Here is an 18,041-nt window from a genome sequence, read left to right as displayed (position 1 = left end):
GCAGACAACATCGAATGGAAGCGAACGAAACACGATGAAGCACGTCAAGGCGGTGATTTTCGACTGGGCCGGCACGGTGGTCGACTACGGTTCTCTTGCGCCGATGGGCGCGTTTGTCGAAACCTTCGAGCAGTTCGGCGTGCCGATCACGATCGACGAAGCGCGCGGACCGATGGGCATGGCCAAGCGCCCGCATATCGCGGCGCTGATGGCGCTGCCGCGCGTCGCGCGCGCATGGGCCGACAAGTATGGCCACGCGCCGGGCGACGCCGACATCGACGCCGTGTACGACGTGTTCGTGCCGAAGAATATCGCGGTGGCCGCGAGTTATAGCTCGGTGATTCCGGGCGTCGCCGAAGTGACGAGCGCGCTGCGCGGCGACGACATCCGCATCGGCACGACGACGGGCTACACGCGCGAGATCATGGCCGAGATCGTGCCGGGCGCGGCGGCCCAGGGCTTCTCGCCGGACAGCATCGTGTGCACGGGCGATACGCCCGAAGGGCGGCCGTCGCCGTACATGATCTACAAGACGCTGCCGGAACTGGGCGTGTGGCGCGCGAAAGACGCGATCAAGGTCGACGATACGGAAGTCGGCATCGAGGAAGGCATTAACGGCGGCACGTGGGCGGTGGGTGTCGCCGTCAGCGGCAATGCGTTCGGTATGGCGGAGGACGACGTCAAGGCGCTCGCGCCCGACGACTTCGCGCGGCGCCGCGCGGCCGCGATCGACAGATTGCGGGCCGCGGGCGCGCATTATGTGATCGACAGCGTCGCGGATCTGATGCCGGTGGTCCGCGATATCGACGCGCGGCTCGCGCGAGGCGAGCGGCCTTGAGGGGCGTGTTGGGCGCCGGTCCAAACTTAGTCGGAAATCAGCTTCAACCCCGCGGGCAAGGACTCGCCGAACACCCGGCCTTCGTCCGCGTTATCCAGTTCGACGACCTCGCCGACCATCGCGATCCACGCGCGCGGCGCGCTGGTCGCCTCCAACCTGCGAATCACGGCGTCGCGCAACTTGTGCGGCAGATCGCGCGAACGGTCGCCGGTCATGCGCGCGATCTGCACGGCGGCGAACGCGGCCGGGTCGATCTTCTTCCAGTCGAGCGCGAGAATCGCGTCGAGCCATCCACTCGCGACATCCGCCGGCACGACGTTATGCGCGCTGCCATAGAACGGCCGGCGCGCGCCGATCCGCCCGACGGCCCACCAGCTCTGATGATTCTCCGAAGGCTTGCGCAAACGCGCGAGCACCGACTCGCCGAGTTCGATCTTGCGCTCCACCGGAATGCGTTCCAGCGACGCGCTCAGCCGAACCATATCGGCGATGCCCGTTTTCGCGACGTCGAACGGCAGCTTGTGACGCGACTGCGCGGCCGTTTGCAGATAGGCCATTGCATCGAGCACGCGCAGTTGCGCGGTTTCGTCGAGGCCGCCCGCGGCGCGCCGCCACAGCGTCCACCATTCGGACCAGACCTGGCTTTCCTGGATGTACTGAATACCGTCGTCGAAGAGGGACCACAGTTGTTCGACGCGCCATTCGTCGAGCGGATAGCCAAAGCCTGGCCGCACGCAATAGCCGGCGAGATTCAGCCAGAGCCGCTCGTGATCCGCCGAGCGGCGCCGTCTGCGCGCGCGTTCCCACAGCGCGCCGAACAGTTCGCGTAGCAGCGCGCTGTTCCAGCTCTCGCGCGGGCCGAGCAGTTGTTCGAGCTGCGAGCGCAGACGTTTGACTTCTTTTTTATCGACGTCTTGCGAGCGCGAACCGAACGAGCGGTCGATCTGCGCGATGGCTTCGTCGAGCCGCGGATGCCGCGCCGCGGCGGCATCGTCCGCGAGGTTGACCTGCGCATGCTCACGACGCAACTGGAACTCAAGCAACCAACGCTCGGCAGGATTGTCGCGGTCGATGCAGTGGACTTCGAGCGTGCCGACTTCGGTCAGCGAGGTGGCGATGCGCACGGCTCGCTCGCGGGCGCTGCCCGCGCCCTGCGGCGGGACGATGGTGGCGATGGGCGGCAGGCGCACGAAGTCGCCGCCCGCAAGGTCGGCCAGCTCGCCTGGCGCATACACGGTGTCCGCGCTCGACGACACCAGGTGAAAGCGCACCGGATGCCCGAGCCGCAGCGCGAACGTGCGATCGGCGATGAGGATTTCGTGGCCCTCCTCGGTGCCGCGCGGCAGGAGGCAGATGCCGCGTTGGGTGGTTTGCTCGGGCGGTGCGGGTTGCGAACGCTGCCTTTCCTCGCGCGCGTCGGCGGGTTCGTCCAGTACGAGAAAATAGCTGCGCGGCGAACCGCCGCCGATCTTCGGCGCGCCGCCCGCGCGCGCGAGGCTATAGGCAACAGCGCCGCGCGCCACGGCGACGTCCGGATTGTCGTTCTCCAGCACATGCAGCGGTTCGCCGCGCCACGCGCCCAACGTATCGGCGAGGCGCTGCGTCAACGCCTGCGCGCGGAACACGCCGCCGTTGAGCAGCAGCGTATCGGGGACGGGGAGTGGGGCGGATTCATCTTTGTCCCGCCCCAACGCCTTGCGCGACTGCGCCTCGAAGCGGCCCAGAAAAGCGGCGATATGCCGTGTGACGGCGGCATCGGTTGCATACGGCAGACCGAACTCGACGATCGCGCCGCGCGGCCGGCCCGGCCGTTCGTGTGCAGCCACCGCCGGAAAAAATCCATCGACGATCACACGCTCCACCTCGTCGCGCGTGACCTGCGCCGTGCGCGCGCCGCCGACGAGCTTCGCGCCCGCGCCGAGCAGCGTGATCGACGCCGAGTCGGGCGCTTGCGGCCCGAGCAGCAACTCCTTCGCGCCGCGGCAGCGCTCGACCAGTTGCGACAGGCTCGCCGCCGACAAACGCGCGCGCTCGCCGCCGCCAGGCAGCCGCGCTTCGACGAGATGCGCGAGCGCGAGGTCCATGTTGTCGCCGCCGAGCATCAGATGATTCCCGACGCCGATACGTGTGAGCTGCGGCTCGCCGTCGGCCATGCTCACTTCGATCAGCGTCAGGTCGGTGGTGCCGCCGCCGACGTCGCAGATCAGCACGAGACGCGTGTGCGCCAGTTCGTCGGCAAGCCGCTCGCGATGATGGAACAGCCAGTCGTAGAACGCCGCCTGCGGCTCTTCCAGCAGCCGCAACGACGGCAGCCCGGCCATGCGCGCCGCTTCGACGGTCAGCGCGCGCGCGCCTTCGTCGAACGATGCGGGGACCGTGAGCACCACGTCCTGCTGTTCGAGCGGCGCGTCGGGAAAGCGCTGATTCCACGCCGCGCGCACGTGCGCGAGATAGCTCGCGCTGGCTTCGACGGGCGAGACCTTGCGGACATCGTAGGCGGCGCCCCAAGGCAGGATCGGCGCGACGCGATCGACGGCGGCATGCGAGAGCCAGCTTTTTGCGCTGGCGACGAGACGTCCGGGAACCTGCGCGCCGAGCACGCGAGCGAGCCGGCCGATGACGATGGACGGCGCGTCCTGATCGTCGGTGGAAGGCGCCGCGGCTCGCGCCGCGCTTTCGCCCGAGACCGAGACCGAGACCGAGACCGAGACGCTTGCCCCGACCGCCTGCACCCCGCATCCCGAGGTCCACGGCAACTGCAAATCCCCCGCATCCAGCTCGCCCGGCGCGGCGTGATACCGCATCGAAGGCAGTAGCGGCCGCGCGGCAACCTCGCCCGGACTAACAAGCTGCTCGATCTCGAAGACGCGAATCTCCTGCGAGCCGGCCTGCGCATACGCAAGCACCGTGTTGCTCGTGCCGAGGTCGATGCCGACGCTGTACCGCTTCATCTCAGTCATGCATTCGCGTTGCCGCGCACATCGAATTCGACTTTCCAGCGCTCGTCCGTTCCGCGCGGCACAGCTTCGAGTTCAAGCGTGCCCGCTTCGGTCACGCGCGCGTGCAGCTTCACGGGCACGACCTCGCCGGACGTGCGGCCGGAGGCGGGCAGCGTCGCCTGAATCTCTTCTAGCTCCTGCAACTCATCGGGGCCCCAGAAGTCGAGCAGCGTGCCGACCTGATCCTGACGACGCACCGACGATCCGAAGAAGCGGAAATGCACCGGCTCACCGACGACAAGCCCAAACTCCTGCGCGGGCAACTCCGCCTCGGTGCCTTCTTCCATGCCGAACGGCGCGACGCACAGCGCCTGGATGGGCGGCTCGAGGCCAGGGACGGCGGGCATCGCCGATTCGATCGCGATGTAGTACGCCCGCGCGGTGCCGCCGCGAATCCGCACGCCCTGGCCGCGCCGCACGTAGCCGTAATACGCCGCGCCGCGCGCGACGGCCAGATCGAGATCGGCGCCTTCCAGCAGGCGCGCGGGCGCCGCGCCTTCCGCGGCGAGCCAGCCGTTCAGCGTGCTCATGATCCGCTCGACGAGCAGCGTCGACTTGAACACGCCGCCGTTGAACAGCACCGCCGTCGGATGCAGGAAGCTCGCGCCTTGCACGGACGCGTCGGCAGCCGTCTCGCGCAAGCCTTCCAGTTCCGCGAGCGCGCCGACCTGACGGCCGAGAAACGCCGCCAGATGCCGCGTGATGCCCGCGTCCTGCGCATACGGCAAGCCGAGTTGCGTGAGGCCGGCGCGCGTGCGGCTCACCGGCCGCGCCGCGCTGTCCACCTGCGGGAAAAAGCCGTCGAGAATCGTCTGCGTCAACTCGGCGCGCGTGAGCTCCGTGCGGATCGATCCGCCGATCAGCTTCGAGCCGCGGCTCGGCACGACGAGCGGCACGGTGTCGGTGGTCGGGTCGCTTAGCAGCGTTTCCTTCGCCGAGCGGCACGCATAGGTGAGGGCGCGCAACTGCCACGCGTCGGCCTGGGTGCCTTGCGCCGCGAGCTTGCGCGCGACCACGTGCGCGAGCGCGAGGTCCATGTTGTCGCCGCCGAGCAGAATGTGTTCGCCGACCGCCACGCGATGCAGTTCGAGATTGCCCTCGCGCTCGACCACCGCGATCAGCGAGAGGTCGGTCGTGCCGCCGCCGACATCGACCACGAGAATGATGTCGCCGACCTTGACCTGCTTGCGCCACTGGCCGCCGCTCTTCTGAATCCAGCTATACAGCGCGGCCTGCGGTTCCTCGAGCAGCGTCATGCGGCCGTAGCCCGCGGCTTGCGCGGCTTCGGCGGTCAGTTCGCGCGCGGCCGGATCGAACGATGCGGGAATCGTCACCGTGATGTCCTGCTCGTGAAACGGCGCGTCTGGATGCGCGTGGTCCCACGCTTCGCGCAAATGCGTCAGATAGCGGACCGAACTTTCGAGCGGCGACACGCGCGCGACTTCGGGCGGCGCATCGCTCGGCAGGATCGCCGCGCGCCGGTCGACGCCCGGATGGCACAGCCAGCTTTTCGCGCTCGAGACGAGCCGGATCGGCGTCGCCGCGCCGCGGCTGCGCGCGAATTCACCGACCGCGAACTGGCGCTCGCCCGTCCACGGCAGATGCAGGTCGCCGGAACCGAGTTCGTCGGGATGCGGCAGATACAGGAACGAGGGCAGCAGATCGAGATCGGCAATTGCGCCGGGGCCCGTCAATTGCGCGATGGGCAGCACCGCCAGCGTGGTCTTCTCGCCGTCGCTTGCGCTGGTGTCGACGTAGGAGAGCGCGCAGTGCGTGGTGCCGAGATCGATGCCGATGGAATAACGCGCGCCGCTCATAGCTCCACCTCGGCCGGCGCGATGACCTTCGCGTTATGGCTTTCCGCGAGCTTCGGCAGACGCACGTCGTCGACGCGCCAGCCGCGGTGGCTGATGCTGCCGACAAACGGCGCGCGGCCGACCACGTTGCCCGTCAGACGGATCGCGCTCGCGTCGAAACCTTCCTGAAGCGTGACGCGGCTGCCTTCCGCCTCGTCGCGCACCGGGCGGATCGTGAAGTGCTCGCGCAGCGTCGCGCGGCAGCCTTCGTGCACGAGGCGCGCGGCGGCGCCGATGTCGGCGTCGCTGAAACGCTTGATGTCTTCCTCGACGAAATCGATGAAGCGCGCGTCGCGTTGCAAGAGGCCGAGCAGTTGCAGCGCGGCGTCGGGGCTGGCTTCCTTGAGCGTCGGCGCGGCCTTGGGGGCGGGGGCCGGCGAGGGCGCCTGGGTTTGCGTTTGCGCTTGAGTCTGCGTTTGCGCAGCCGCGCCGCCGTCGCGCACGCGCAGCACCGCGGCGGCGAATTCGCCATCGCCGAGAATGCGGAAAAACGCGCTGACGGCCAGCGAAATCCTGCCGAGGAAGGATGGGTTCGAATCGGTCATAAATGCTCCTGAGAGGCTCTGTTAGAGGACGAGCTGTCCTGTGTCCGGGAGTGGGCGCGGCGGGCGAAACGGCCCACGGCGCCCTATGGCGATGTTCGTATCGCGGAAAGCCTGCGACGCAGCGAGCGGTGCGCTTCGCTTGGCGCGACCGGCGCAATCCGCGCGCGCAAAACCCGTATTTTGCCTTGTGACGCGCCGGCTGCGGGCAAACCCGCACGTTCTCGCGTGAGAAACGCAGTCAGATTGGCGGCTTGGGAGGGGGCAGCCCAACAACCTCGCAACCTCGTTTGTGACATCTACATCACGTGCAAGCGCCTCGCCTCACATCCGCCGACCGCAGCAACGGCGTTCGCCGCCCGCAATGTGAGGATTTACCCGTACTGCGTGTGACAATCCTATCAAACGGAGTAACATAGCCCCGTCATTCGCCGGCTCGCCGTCGTGCCGCATTCCAACCCCGGACGCCTCATGCCTGATTCTTCTCCGTCGTCATCGGTCGTCGCGCTGCGCGGCGGGCCGCTCGTTCATCCGGTGCGCAATCCGGGCATGCCGTTCGACGCTTCGTGGCTCGACGGTTTGCGCGTCAACCAGTCGGCGGTCGAACGGCGCTCGGCCACACTCGTCACGCGCCGCAGCGTCAAGAAAGACGCGCAGGCCGCTTGGCTGCTGAAAGCGGTCACCTGCATCGACCTCACTACGCTCAGCGGCGACGACACCGAAGGCCGCGTGCGGCGCCTGTGCGCGAAGGCGCGCCAGCCGGTGCGCGCCGATATTCTCGACGCGCTCGGCATGGCGCCGCAGCGCATCACCACCGGCGCGGTATGCGTCTATCACCGCTTCGTCGCCGCCGCCGTGGATGCGCTAGAAGGCAGCGGCGTGCCCGTCGCGGCGGTGTCGACCGGCTTTCCGGCCGGACTGATTCCGCATCCGCTGAAGCTGAAGGAGATCGAGGCGTCGGTCGCCGACGGCGCCGCGGAAATCGACATCGTCGTCACGCGCGAATACGTGCTGACCGGCAACTGGCAGGCGCTTTACGACGAAGTGCGCGAGTTTCGCGCGGCCTGCGGCCCGGCGCATCTGAAGGCGATTCTCGCGACCGGCGACATCCGCACGCTGTCCAACGTGGCGCGCGCGTCGATGGTCTGCATGATGGCCGGCGCCGACTTCATCAAGACGTCGACGGGCAAGGAGGGCGTGAACGCGACGCTCGACGTGTCGCTCGTCATGGTGCGCATGATCCGCGAGTACCACGAGCGCACCGGCGTGCTCATCGGCTTCAAGCCGGCAGGCGGCGTGTCGAGCGCGAAGTCGGTGCTGGCGTATCAGATCCTGATGAAGGAAGAACTCGGCCGCGCGTGGCTCGAACCGGAGCTGTTGCGCATCGGCGCATCGAGCCTGCTCGCCGACATCGAGCGGCAACTCGAACATCACGTGAGCGGCCGTTATTCCGCTTTCAACCGTCACCCCGTAGCCTGAAGCAGACCCAACCCATGAGCGTAGCGGAGTATTTTTCTTCGATGGAATACGGCCCCTCGTCCGAGGGCGACCAGCCCGCGCGCGCCTGGCTCGCGCAACATGACGCGCGCTTCGGGCATTTCATCAACGGTGCGTGGCACGCGCCCGCAAGCGGCGCGCATTTTGTGTCACACGCGCCGGCAAGCGGCGAGCGCCTTGCCGAAGTCGCCCAGGGCGACGCGGCCGATGTCGACGCCGCGGTAGCCGCCGCGCGCGCCGCGCAACCCGGCTGGCTCGCGGCGGGCGGCGCGGCACGCGCGCGGCATCTGTATGCGCTCTCGCGCATGGTGCAGCGGCACAGCCGGCTATTAGCGGTGCTCGAAGCGCTCGACAACGGCAAGCCGATTCGCGAGACGCGCGACATCGACGTGCCGCTCGTCGCGCGTCATTTTCTGCATCACGCCGGCTGGGCGCAGTTGCAGGACAGCGAGTTCGCCGATCATGCGCCGCTCGGCGTGATCGGCCAGATCGTGCCGTGGAATTTCCCGCTGCTGATGCTCGCGTGGAAAATCGCGCCGGCTATCGCAACGGGCAATTGCGTCGTGCTGAAGCCGGCCGAATACACGCCGCTCACCGCGCTCCTGTTCGCCGAGCTCGCGCATCGCGCCGGCCTGCCCGCGGGCGTGCTCAATGTCGTGACCGGCGACGGCGCGACGGGCGCGGCGCTCGTCGAGCACCCGCAAGTGGACAAGCTCGCGTTCACCGGCTCGACGGAAGTGGGCAAGCTGATCCGCTCGGTCACGGCGGGCTCGGGCAAATCGCTGACGCTTGAGTTGGGCGGCAAATCGCCCTTCATCGTATTCGACGACGCGGACCTCGACGCTGCCGTCGAAGGCGTGGTCGACGCGATCTGGTTCAACCAGGGCCAGGTGTGTTGCGCGGGTTCGCGTCTGCTGGTGCAGGAGGGCGTCGAAGCGCGCTTCATCGCGAAGCTCAAGCGTCGCATGGAGTCGCTGCGCGTCGGAACGTCGCTCGACAAGAATGCCGACGTCGGCGCGATCGTCGATCAGGTACAACTGGAACGGATTCGCTCGCTCGTCGAAAGCGGGCGGCGCGAGGGCTGCGCGATCTGGCAGGCGAGCAATACGACGCTGCCTGCCAACGGCTGCTTTTATCCGCCGACGCTGGTCACGAACGTTGCGCCCGCATCGACTCTGGCTCAGGAGGAAATCTTCGGCCCGGTGCTCGTGTCGATGAGCTTTCGCACGCCGGAAGAAGCCGTCGCGCTCGCCAACAATTCGCGCTACGGGCTCGCTGCGAGCGTGTGGAGCGAGACCATCGGCCGCGCGCTCGACGTCGCGCCGCGGCTCGCGGCGGGCGTGGTGTGGATCAACGCGACGAACCTGTTCGACGCGGCGGTCGGCTTCGGCGGCTATCGCGAGTCGGGCTTTGGACGCGAGGGCGGACGTGAGGGCATTTACGAATATCTGAAACCGCGCGCGTGGCTCAATCTTCCGAAGCGCCGGCCGCCGAGCGCGACGCAAGAGGACAGCGACGGCGTAAAGACGGCTGCCGAGTGGGACACGACGAACACCGCGAACATCGTATCCATCGACCGCACGGCGAAGCTCTTTATCGGCGGCAAGCAGGTGCGCCCGGACAGCGGCTATTCGCTGACGATTCACGCGCCGGACGGAACGCCGGTCGGCGAGGTGAGCGAAGGCAATCGCAAGGACATACGCAACGCGGTCGAAGCGGCGCGCGCCGCGCACAAGTGGTCGCAGGCGAGCACGCATAACCGCGCGCAGGTGCTGTTCTATCTCGCCGAGAATCTCGCGGTGCGCGCCGATGAATTCGCGCATCGGCTCGTCTTGCGGCATGGCGTGACGGCTGACGCGGCGCGTGCGGAAGTGGAGGCGTCGGTCACGCGCCTCTTCACGTACGCGGCGTGGGCCGACAAGTTCGACGGCGCGGTGCATACGCCGCCGTTGCGCGGTGTCGCGCTTGCGATGCACGAGCCGCTCGGCGTGATCGGCATTGCGTGTCCGGACGAAGCGCCGTTGCTGGCTTTCGTTTCGCTGATCGCGCCGGCGCTCGCAATGGGTAATCGCGTGGTCGTGCTGCCGGGCGAGGCCGGTTCGCTCGTGGCGACGGACTTCTATCAGGTCGTCGAGACGTCCGACGTGCCCGGCGGCGTGGTGAACATCGTCACAGGCAAGCGCGCGGCGCTGCTGCCGGCGCTCGCGAGCCACGACGACGTCGACGCGGTCTGGTGCTTCGGCAACGCGGCGGATTCGGCGCTGATCGAGCGCGCATCGGTCGGCAATCTGAAGCGCACCTTCACCGACTACGGGCACCAGTTCAACTGGTTCGACCGTGCGAGCGAGGGCAGGCCGTTTCTGCGCCAGGCCGTGCAGGTGAAGAACATCTGGATACCGTACGGAGATTGACCGCACCGCAGCACACGCACCGCAGCGCAGAGCATGCGCGTCGATCACAAAATGAAGGAGACAACGTGCCGAACATTCTGGACTTCCTGCTGTTGACGAACGCTGCGCCATCGCACGCGGCGCGCCGCATGACGAAGCACGCGGCGCACGAAGGGCTGCCGTCATGAGCGCGCAGCAAGCGAGCGGACGCGTCGTCATTCTCGGCATCTACGTAACCGATCTGACGTTTCGCGCGGCGCGCATGCCTTCGATCGGCGAGACGATTGCGGGCTCCGCGTTCGCGATGGGCCCTGGCGGCAAGGGCTCGAACCAGGCCGTGGCAGCGGCGCGCGCGGGCGCGCAGGTCGTGTTCTGCACGCGCATCGGCGACGATGCGTTCGGCTCCATCGCACAGGCCACCTGGGCGCGCGAGGGCATCACGGCGCGCGCGTCGGTGGTGGCCGGCGTGGCGACGGGCGCGGCGCACATCTTCGTCGACGACACCACGGGCATGAACGCGATCATCGTCGCGGCCGGCGCGGCGGGCACGCTCGGCGCAGCCGACGTCGATGCGATAGAAGCCGACATTGCCGGCGCGCGCGTGTTCGTCACGCAGCTCGAGCAGCCGCTCGCGGCCGCGCGGCGCGGACTCCAAGTGGCGCGTAAGCATGGCGTCATCACGGTCTTCAATCCCGCACCGGCCATGCCGCTTGACGACGACATCTTCCCGCTGTGCGACTACATCACGCCGAACGAAAGCGAGGCGGCCGCGCTCACCGGCGTGCCGATCGCGAATGTCGACGACGCGCGGCGCGCGGCCGACGTGCTGCTCGCAAAAGGCGTGGGCGCCGCGATCGTGACGCTCGGCGAAGGCGGCGCGTTGCTGCACGACGCCACGCAATCGGTGTGGCTGCCTGCGTTCCGCTGCGGTACGGTAGTGGAAACGGCGGGCGCGGGCGACGGCTTCACGGGCGGCTTCGCGGCTGCGCTTGCGCGCGGCGAAGACCCGATTGCGGCGATGCGCTTCGGCTGCGCGCTCGCGGGCATCTCGGTCACGCGTGCGGGCACCGCGCCCTCGATGCCCACGCTTGCCGAAGTGAACCAGGTGTTGAGCGAGTACAGCGAGTCGGGCCAGACCGCGCAGGTGTCGTAACTCATCCGTGCAGTAACGTGCAGTGCAGTGTCAGGAGATCATGAGCGCCATGAAGTCTTCGTTTGCTGCGGGAAAACTGTTTGCCGACCGGCAACTCAACTTCCTTCTGATCGTCAACGTGCTCGTCGTGCTGGTCGCGACGTGGCTCTCGCGCGGCCAGTTCGTCGACATCGACAATCTTCAGTCGATGGGCGGCCAGTTGCCCGAACTCGGTCTGCTCGCGCTCGGCATCATGCTGTCGATGGTGTCGGGCAACGGCGGCATCGACCTGTCCGGTGTCGGCCTCGCGAACCTGTCGGGCATGGTCGCGGCGATCGTGGTGCCGCGCTTCGTCAACGGCGACGATTCACCGATGCTTTACACGTCGCTCTTTTGCGCGATCGTGCTCATCATGGGTCTGCTCGGCGGCCTGCTCAACGGCGTCGTGATCGCGCGCCTCAGACTCACGCCGATTCTCTGCACGCTCGGCACGCAGTTGCTGTTCACCGGCTTCGCGGTCGTGATCAGCAACGGCGCATCGGTGCACGTCGACTATGTCGAGCCGCTGTCGGACATCGGCAACGGCACCGTGTTGCAGGTGCCGATTGCGTTCTGCATCTTCATCGCCGCGGTGATCGTGCTGGGATGGCTGCTCAGGCGCAGTCCGTTCGGCCTGCGTCTCTATCTGATGGGCACGAATCCGAAAGCCGCGTTTTACGCGGGCATTCCGCGCGCGCGCATGCTCATCACGACCTATGCGATGTGCGGCGTGCTCGCCTCGCTTGCCGGGCTGATCAGCGCGACGCATACGTCCAGCGCGAAATGGGATTACGGCAACTCGTATCTGCTGATCGCAATCCTCATTGCGGTGATGGGCGGCGTGAATCCCGCAGGCGGTTATGGGCGCGTCGTCTGCGTGTTTTTTGCGGCGACAGTGCTGCAGTTTCTGTCGAGCCTCTTTAATCTGCTCGGCGTCTCGCAGTTTTTCGGCGACTGCGCGTGGGGCTTTTTGCTGCTGCTCTCGCTGGCCTTTGCGGGCGGCGAACGCGTGCGCGCAATCTTCGGCTTCGGCGGCAGTGGCGCGCGTCCGGCAACGGAACCGGCAGCGGCTCGCGCCGACGGCGGCACGCCGCCCAAGCGCTAACGCATAGCGAAGTATCGGTAAAAGCAAACGCAACGCAACGCAACGGATGAAGGCGGACAGGGTGCCCTCCCTGTTCGCGACGGCTGACACGGCCAGCACGGGCGACATCGAACGATAAAGGAGACATTGCATGAAACTGACTCGACTGGGTGCCGCGCTCGCAGCAGGCGCAGTGGCGGTGGGCGCGATCGCCGCGGCGCAGGCCGCCACCAACGAAACCATTGTCACGGTCGTCAAGGTGACGGGCATCAACTGGTTCAACCGGATGGACGACGGCGTCAAGGAATTCGCGAAGGAAAACACCGGCATCACCGCGTACCAGACGGGCCCGGGCCGCGCGGACGCGGCGCAGCAACTGAAGATCATCGAAGATCTGATCGCGAAGAAAGTCACCGCGATTGCAGTCGTGCCCTACGATCCGCCGACACTCGAACCGGCGCTGAAGAAGGCGATGGATCGCGGCATCAAGGTCGTCACGCATGAAGCGGACAACGCAAAGAACACGATGGTCGACATCGAGGCGTTCGACAACACGGCCTACGGTGCGGGTCTGAACGAACGGCTCGCGTCGTGCATGCATAACGAAGGCAAGTGGGCGGTGCTGGTCGGCTCGCTCGGCAGCCGTTCGCAGGTGCAATGGGCCGACGGCGGCATTGGAAACGCCAAGGCCAAATACGCGAAAATGAATCTCGTCGAGCCGAAGCTCGAAACCAATAACGACGGCGAGCGCGCGTACGAAGTCGCAAAAGAAGTGCTGCGCAAGCATCCGGATCTGAAGGGCTTCCAGGGTTCGTCGTCGCTGGATGTGATCGGCATCGGCCGCGCCGTCGAGGAAGCCGGCATGCAGGGCAAGATCTGCGTATACGGCACGGGTCTGCCCACCGAGGCGGGCAAGTTCCTCGAGAGCGGCGCGATCAACGGCATCGCGTTCTGGGACCCGAAACTCGCGGGCATCGCGATGAACAAGGTCGCGAAGATGCTGGTGGACGGCAAGACCGTGGAGAACGGCGCGGACCTCGGCATTCCGGGCTACACGAAGGTGACGGTCGCGAAAGGGCCGGGCAAGGGCATCATCGTGCGCGGCCAGGGCTGGGTGAACGTCGACAAGTCGAACTACAAGCAGTATCCGTTCTGATTCCGTTGTTCACTTCGGGGCGCGTCCGGTGGGCGCGCCCCGGCATCGCGACCGCTCATCATGAATCGACAAGACGTCTCTTCCGCCCAGTCTTCGCAACCCTTTCTGCAAGTGGTCGGCGTGCATAAACGCTTTACCGGCGTACATGCGTTGCGCGGCGTGAGCCTCGCGTTCGAACGCGGGCAGATCTATCACCTGCTCGGCGAAAACGGCTGCGGCAAGAGCACGCTGATCAAGATCATTTCCGGCGCGCAGCCGCCGGACGAAGGCCAACTCGTGATCGAGGGCGTGCCGCACGCGCGGCTCTCCGCGCTCGAGGCGCTCGCGGCCGGCATCGAAACCGTGTATCAGGATTTGTCGCTGCTGCCGAACATGAGCGTCGCCGAAAACGTTGCGCTCACATCGGAACTCGCGACGCATGCAGGACGGCTCGCGCGCACCTTCGATCGCCGCGTGCTCGCCGCCACGGCCGCGCGCGCGCTCGAAGCGGTGGGCCTGCCCGGCAACGCGGATTTCCAGGCGACGCTCGTCGAGCAACTGCCGCTCGCCACGCGGCAGCTCGTCGCGATTGCGCGAGCCATTGCGAGCGAGGCGAAGTTCGTCATCATGGACGAGCCCACCACGTCGCTCACGCAAAAGGAAGTCGACAATCTGATCGCGGTGCTCGCGAATCTGCGCGCGCAGGGCGTGACGGTGCTGTTCGTGAGCCACAAGCTCGACGAGTGCTATGCGATCGGCGGCGAAGTGATCGTGCTGCGCGACGGACAAAAGATGGCGCAAGGACCGATCGCGCAGTTCACCAAGGCGCAGATCAGCGAACTGATGACGGGCCGCCATCTGTCGAACGAGCGGTATCGCGAAAGCGCGCACGCGGACGACGTCGTGCTCGACGTGCGCGGCTTCACGCGCGCCGGTCAGTTCAGCGACGTCACGTTCAGGCTGCACGGCGGCGAGATTCTCGGCGTCACGGGACTGCTCGATTCGGGGCGCAACGAACTCGCGCGCGCGTTGGCGGGCGTCGCGCCGGCGCAAGCGGGCGAGGCGCGGCTCGACGGCAAGCCGATCGCGCTGCGCACGCCGTCGGACGCGAAACGCCACCGCATTGGCTACGTGCCGGAAGACCGGCTGAACGAAGGGCTCTTTCTCGACAAGCCGATTCGCGACAACGTGATCACCGCGATGATTTCGAGCCTGCGCGACCGCTTCGGCCAGATCGACCGCGCGCGTGCGCAGGCGCTTGCCGAGCAGACGGTGAAGGATTTGCAGATCGCGACGCCCGGCGTCGACAAGCCCGTGCAATCGCTTTCCGGCGGCAACCAGCAGCGCGTGCTGATCGGCCGCTGGCTCGCCATCGACCCGCGCGTGCTGATTCTGCACGGCCCGACGGTGGGCGTCGACGTGGGCTCAAAGGACATCATCTACCGGATCATGCAGCGGCTCTCGCAGCGCGGCATCGGCATCATTCTGATCAGCGACGACCTGCCCGAGCTTCTACAGAACTGCGACCGCATTCTGATGATGAAGAAGGGACGCGTGGCCGCCGAATATCAGGCCGACGCATTGAGCGAGGCCGATCTGTATCACGCGCTGCTTTCCGAAGCGGCCTAGAGGACGTCAACCGCCATGAACTCGCGCATCCAGCCGCGCATTGATTTGCCCACCGAATCGCCCATGAAGCAGACCATGACCACTCCGAATGTCGTCGAAGTCGCGCCGAGCGTCGAACCGGGAGGCTTGCGCATGCGGCTCGCGCGCAACCCCGAGTGGTTCACGGTCGCGCTGATCGTGGTCACGTGTCTGATCGTCGGCGCCATCAACCCGCGCTTCTTTCAGTTGGCGACGCTGTTCGATCTGCTGCATTCGGCAACGACCATGTCGCTGTTCGCGCTCGGCACGCTCGTCGTGCTCGCGTCGGGCGGCATCGACGTGTCGTTCACCGCGATTGCCGCGCTGACCATGTACGGCATCACCAAGGCCGTATTCGCGTTCTGGCCGGACGCGCCGTTCGCGCTGATTCTCGTAGCGGGTGCAGTGGGCGGCGTCATGCTCGGCGTCGTCAACGGCTTGCTCGTGCATCGGCTGAAAGCGCCTTCGCTGATCGTCACGATCGGCACGCAATACCTGTATCGCGGCTTGCTGCTGACATTTATCGGCACGACGTTCTTCATGAACATTCCGCACAGCATGGATCGCTTCGGCCGCATTCCGCTGTTTTTCTATCACACCGCGGACGGCTTGCGCGCGGTGCTGCCGGTCTCGGTGCTGGCGCTCGTCGCCGCCGCGTTCGTCACCTGGTGGCTGCTCAACCGCACGATGATGGGCCGCGGCGTCTACGCGATGGGCGGCTCGCTTGCGATTGCCGAGCGGCTCGGCTACAACCTGCGCGCGATCCATCTGTTCGTGTTCGGCTATACGGGCATGCTTGCCGGCATCGCGGGCATTCTGCATGTGTCGAACAACCGCCTCGCGAATCCGTTCGATCTGGTCGGCTCGGAACTCGACGTGATCGCCGCGGTGATTCTCGGCGGCGCGCGCATTACGGGCGGCACGGGCACGGTGGTGGGAACACTGCTCGGCGTGGTGCTGGTTACGCTGATCAAGAGCGTGCTGATTCTGGTCGGCGTGCCGACTACGTGGCAGAAGGTGATTATCGGCGCTTTTATTCTGCTCGCCGGCACGCTGTTCGCGCTGCAACGCAAGCGCTGAAAACGCGCCGCGCGGGGTTGCGTTCGTGCGAGCGGAAGGCGCGTCGCGATGCGCGCCTGCCGCTTCACGCTAAACGTATTACGTGCGCTTGCGCGGCGCCTGGCCTTCTTCGGTGATGATCGAATCGAAGTCTTCGATCTGTGAAAAGCGCACGGCTTTCACGACGCCGAACTTGCTTCTGTCCACGACCAGATGCCGCTCGACGGCGCTCGCCATCGCGGCCTGCTTCACTGCGACTTCGTGGAAATTCCAGCAGGTCACGCCGCGCGCGGTGTCCACGCCGCCCGCCGAGATAAACGCCTTGTTGATGCCCATGCGGCGCAGCATCTCGAGACTTTCCTCGCCCGCGAACGAATCCGACGAAGGCACATAGACGCCGCCGAGCAGAATCATGCGCACGTTCGGCTTGCGCCGCAAAATCTCCGCGACGTTCAGCGAATAGCAGACCACGGTCACATGGCGCTCCGGCGGAACGAGGCGCGCGAGTGCAGCGAGCGTCGTGCCGCAATCGATGAAAAGCGTCTCGTTGTCGCCGATCAATCCCGCCGCGATCGACGACGCGTCGGCCTTGGCCTGCGCGAAGTGATCCTTTTCCTGCTCCAGCGAATAGCCGGCGTTATTCGGCACGTCCGTCGCGCTGACGATATAGCCGCCGAGATACGTGAAGCGATCCGAATTCGCGGCAATGTCGCGGCGCACCGTCATTTCCGATACGCCGAGCAGCGTCGCGGCATCGCGCAGGCGCATCACGCTTTGCCGTGTCAGCGCGTCGGCCAGAGCGCGAAGGCGATCGGGTTTGAGCATGGAGGTCCTGGCGCGTGGAGAGAATGTGAATGTCGTTAGATTTGATTCATGCTTGCTGAAACGATTATAACGACAGGCTCATCGTGAGGCGAGCGGAAAGCCAACGCAGTCGCGCAAAAGCGCTTGCTTCGAGACTTCACATGCAGCGTGCGCACATCGCGCATGGGAACGCGCTTTGCTCACCTCACCGGCGCAGCGGCCCGCATCGCGTGCGCTGTTTCCACTGACGACAAACGTTTGGAGAATTGCCATGGACGGCCTGCCGGGCGAACCCACCGTAGAGGACCGAATCCGCAAGCGCGCGTATGAGCTATGGCAGAGCGACGGCTCGCCGGAAGGAAGCGCCGACGATTACTGGACACGCGCTCAGGCGCAGATCGAAGCCGAAGGCGATACGGGCAACGCCGAGCCGCCGGTTGCCGTCGACCAGTCGAGCAAGGGGCGACGCGCGGACGAAGCCGTCGGCGAAGACAGCGCACCGCGAGCCGATAACGGTTCGTGAGGGCACCTGGCAACACAACTGAGCGACACAACCACGACACGCGGGAGAACATCATGGATTTCGAATACGGAGGGTGCATCGTTCATCTGACGGCAGGCGTCGACGGCGGCGCGATCGTTGCCCACGCGAGGATCGAGGTCACGCCAGGCAGCGTGAGTTCGGGCGACGATACGCATGACATGGAGTTTCACCGCGATTTCGTCGATGAACACGAGGCGCTCGAATTCGCACGTGAACGCGCGACGGCATGGATCGACGAGCACGTCGAACGGGCAAACGGAGCGGAGCCCGCGGCGTCCGCCGATGGCTATAGCGGCCCGATCAGCTAGCGGCGCATGCAGTCCGCTCGGGTTCAGAATGACCACGCGACTGACCATTGCCGCGCGTACCGCTTAATTTCATCGCCGGCCTGTACATTTTTCCATCGGCGAAAAGTACTGCGGCTCGGGCGTGAGGGCGCCGGGCATGCACGATGCGGCGGCTTCCGAACATAGGT

At 66.4% G+C, this 18,041-nt stretch carries 14 protein-coding genes; 10 read left to right on the top strand and 4 right to left on the bottom strand.

Features of this window, described 5'->3' with window-relative positions; translation table 11 throughout:
• Positions 1 to 34 precede the first annotated feature (34 nt).
• On the top strand, positions 35 to 838 hold the full coding sequence (phnX, locus tag C8K18_RS14000) for a phosphonoacetaldehyde hydrolase (protein ID WP_107707797.1): 804 nt from the start codon (positions 35 to 37) through the stop codon (positions 836 to 838).
• Between the two features lie 26 nt (positions 839 to 864).
• Here the strand turns inward: phnX and C8K18_RS13995 are convergent, their stop codons facing one another.
• From C8K18_RS13995 to C8K18_RS13985, 3 genes are read right to left on the bottom strand one after another with little or no spacing between them, the layout of a single operon-like run.
• Entirely contained in the window at positions 865 to 3,798 is a 2,934-nt protein-coding gene (locus C8K18_RS13995; protein WP_181324894.1) for an Hsp70 family protein, read from the bottom strand.
• On the bottom strand, positions 3,795 to 5,654 hold the full coding sequence (locus tag C8K18_RS13990) for an Hsp70 family protein (RefSeq protein ID WP_107707796.1): 1,860 nt from the start codon (positions 5,652 to 5,654) through the stop codon (positions 3,795 to 3,797). Before C8K18_RS13990 ends, C8K18_RS13995 begins: the two co-directional genes overlap by 4 nt.
• Positions 5,651 to 6,238 (bottom strand): DUF2760 domain-containing protein, encoded by a 588-nt coding sequence (locus tag C8K18_RS13985; RefSeq protein ID WP_107707795.1) that lies wholly within the window; start codon positions 6,236 to 6,238, stop codon positions 5,651 to 5,653. Before C8K18_RS13985 ends, C8K18_RS13990 begins: the two co-directional genes overlap by 4 nt.
• 468 nt (positions 6,239 to 6,706) lie before the next feature.
• Here C8K18_RS13985 and deoC point away from each other — a divergent pair, with 468 nt between their 5' ends.
• From deoC to C8K18_RS13950, 7 genes are all read left to right on the top strand, one after another.
• Positions 6,707 to 7,714 carry a deoxyribose-phosphate aldolase gene (gene deoC, locus C8K18_RS13980; protein ID WP_029968522.1) on the top strand — a complete coding sequence of 336 codons (1,008 nt, stop codon included), beginning with the start codon at positions 6,707 to 6,709 and terminating at the stop codon, positions 7,712 to 7,714.
• Positions 7,715 to 7,728: 14 nt separating this feature from the next.
• On the top strand, positions 7,729 to 10,143 hold the full coding sequence (locus C8K18_RS13975) for an aldehyde dehydrogenase family protein (RefSeq protein WP_107707794.1): 2,415 nt from the start codon (positions 7,729 to 7,731) through the stop codon (positions 10,141 to 10,143).
• A gap of 163 nt (positions 10,144 to 10,306) precedes the next feature.
• Positions 10,307 to 11,275, top strand: a complete 969-nt coding sequence (locus C8K18_RS13970; protein WP_107707793.1) for a ribokinase — start codon at positions 10,307 to 10,309, stop codon at positions 11,273 to 11,275.
• Positions 11,276 to 11,324: 49 nt separating this feature from the next.
• Positions 11,325 to 12,398: an ABC transporter permease gene (locus tag C8K18_RS13965; RefSeq protein ID WP_107707823.1), complete on the top strand. Its 1,074-nt coding sequence runs from the start codon at positions 11,325 to 11,327 to the stop codon at positions 12,396 to 12,398.
• Between the two features lie 130 nt (positions 12,399 to 12,528).
• Entirely contained in the window at positions 12,529 to 13,533 is a 1,005-nt protein-coding gene (locus C8K18_RS13960; protein ID WP_006052803.1) for an autoinducer 2 ABC transporter substrate-binding protein, read from the top strand.
• Between the two features lie 60 nt (positions 13,534 to 13,593).
• Entirely contained in the window at positions 13,594 to 15,141 is a 1,548-nt protein-coding gene (locus C8K18_RS13955) for a sugar ABC transporter ATP-binding protein (RefSeq protein WP_006052802.1), read from the top strand.
• A gap of 15 nt (positions 15,142 to 15,156) precedes the next feature.
• Positions 15,157 to 16,239, top strand: coding sequence for an ABC transporter permease (locus C8K18_RS13950; protein WP_053858132.1), 1,083 nt, complete (start codon positions 15,157 to 15,159; stop codon positions 16,237 to 16,239).
• Positions 16,240 to 16,317: 78 nt separating this feature from the next.
• Here C8K18_RS13950 and C8K18_RS13945 read toward each other — a convergent pair whose 3' ends face one another.
• Positions 16,318 to 17,043 carry a DeoR/GlpR family DNA-binding transcription regulator gene (locus C8K18_RS13945; RefSeq protein ID WP_006052800.1) on the bottom strand — a complete coding sequence of 242 codons (726 nt, stop codon included), beginning with the start codon at positions 17,041 to 17,043 and terminating at the stop codon, positions 16,318 to 16,320.
• 250 nt (positions 17,044 to 17,293) lie between these two features.
• Here C8K18_RS13945 and C8K18_RS13940 point away from each other — a divergent pair, with 250 nt between their 5' ends.
• Both C8K18_RS13940 and C8K18_RS13935 read left to right on the top strand, forming a co-directional pair.
• Positions 17,294 to 17,545, top strand: a complete 252-nt coding sequence (locus tag C8K18_RS13940) for a DUF2934 domain-containing protein (RefSeq protein WP_053858130.1) — start codon at positions 17,294 to 17,296, stop codon at positions 17,543 to 17,545.
• A 53-nt stretch (positions 17,546 to 17,598) separates the two neighbouring features.
• Entirely contained in the window at positions 17,599 to 17,874 is a 276-nt protein-coding gene (locus C8K18_RS13935) for a hypothetical protein (protein WP_006052798.1), read from the top strand.
• Positions 17,875 to 18,041: the final 167 nt, after the last annotated feature.

It is taken from the genome of Paraburkholderia sp. GV068, assembly GCF_003058125.1.
In the GTDB taxonomy this organism is placed as follows: Bacteria; Pseudomonadota; Gammaproteobacteria; order Burkholderiales; family Burkholderiaceae; genus Paraburkholderia; species Paraburkholderia graminis.
The sequence above is the reverse complement of the archived record's forward strand: the minus strand, read 5'-3'. Positions and strand labels throughout refer to the sequence as shown.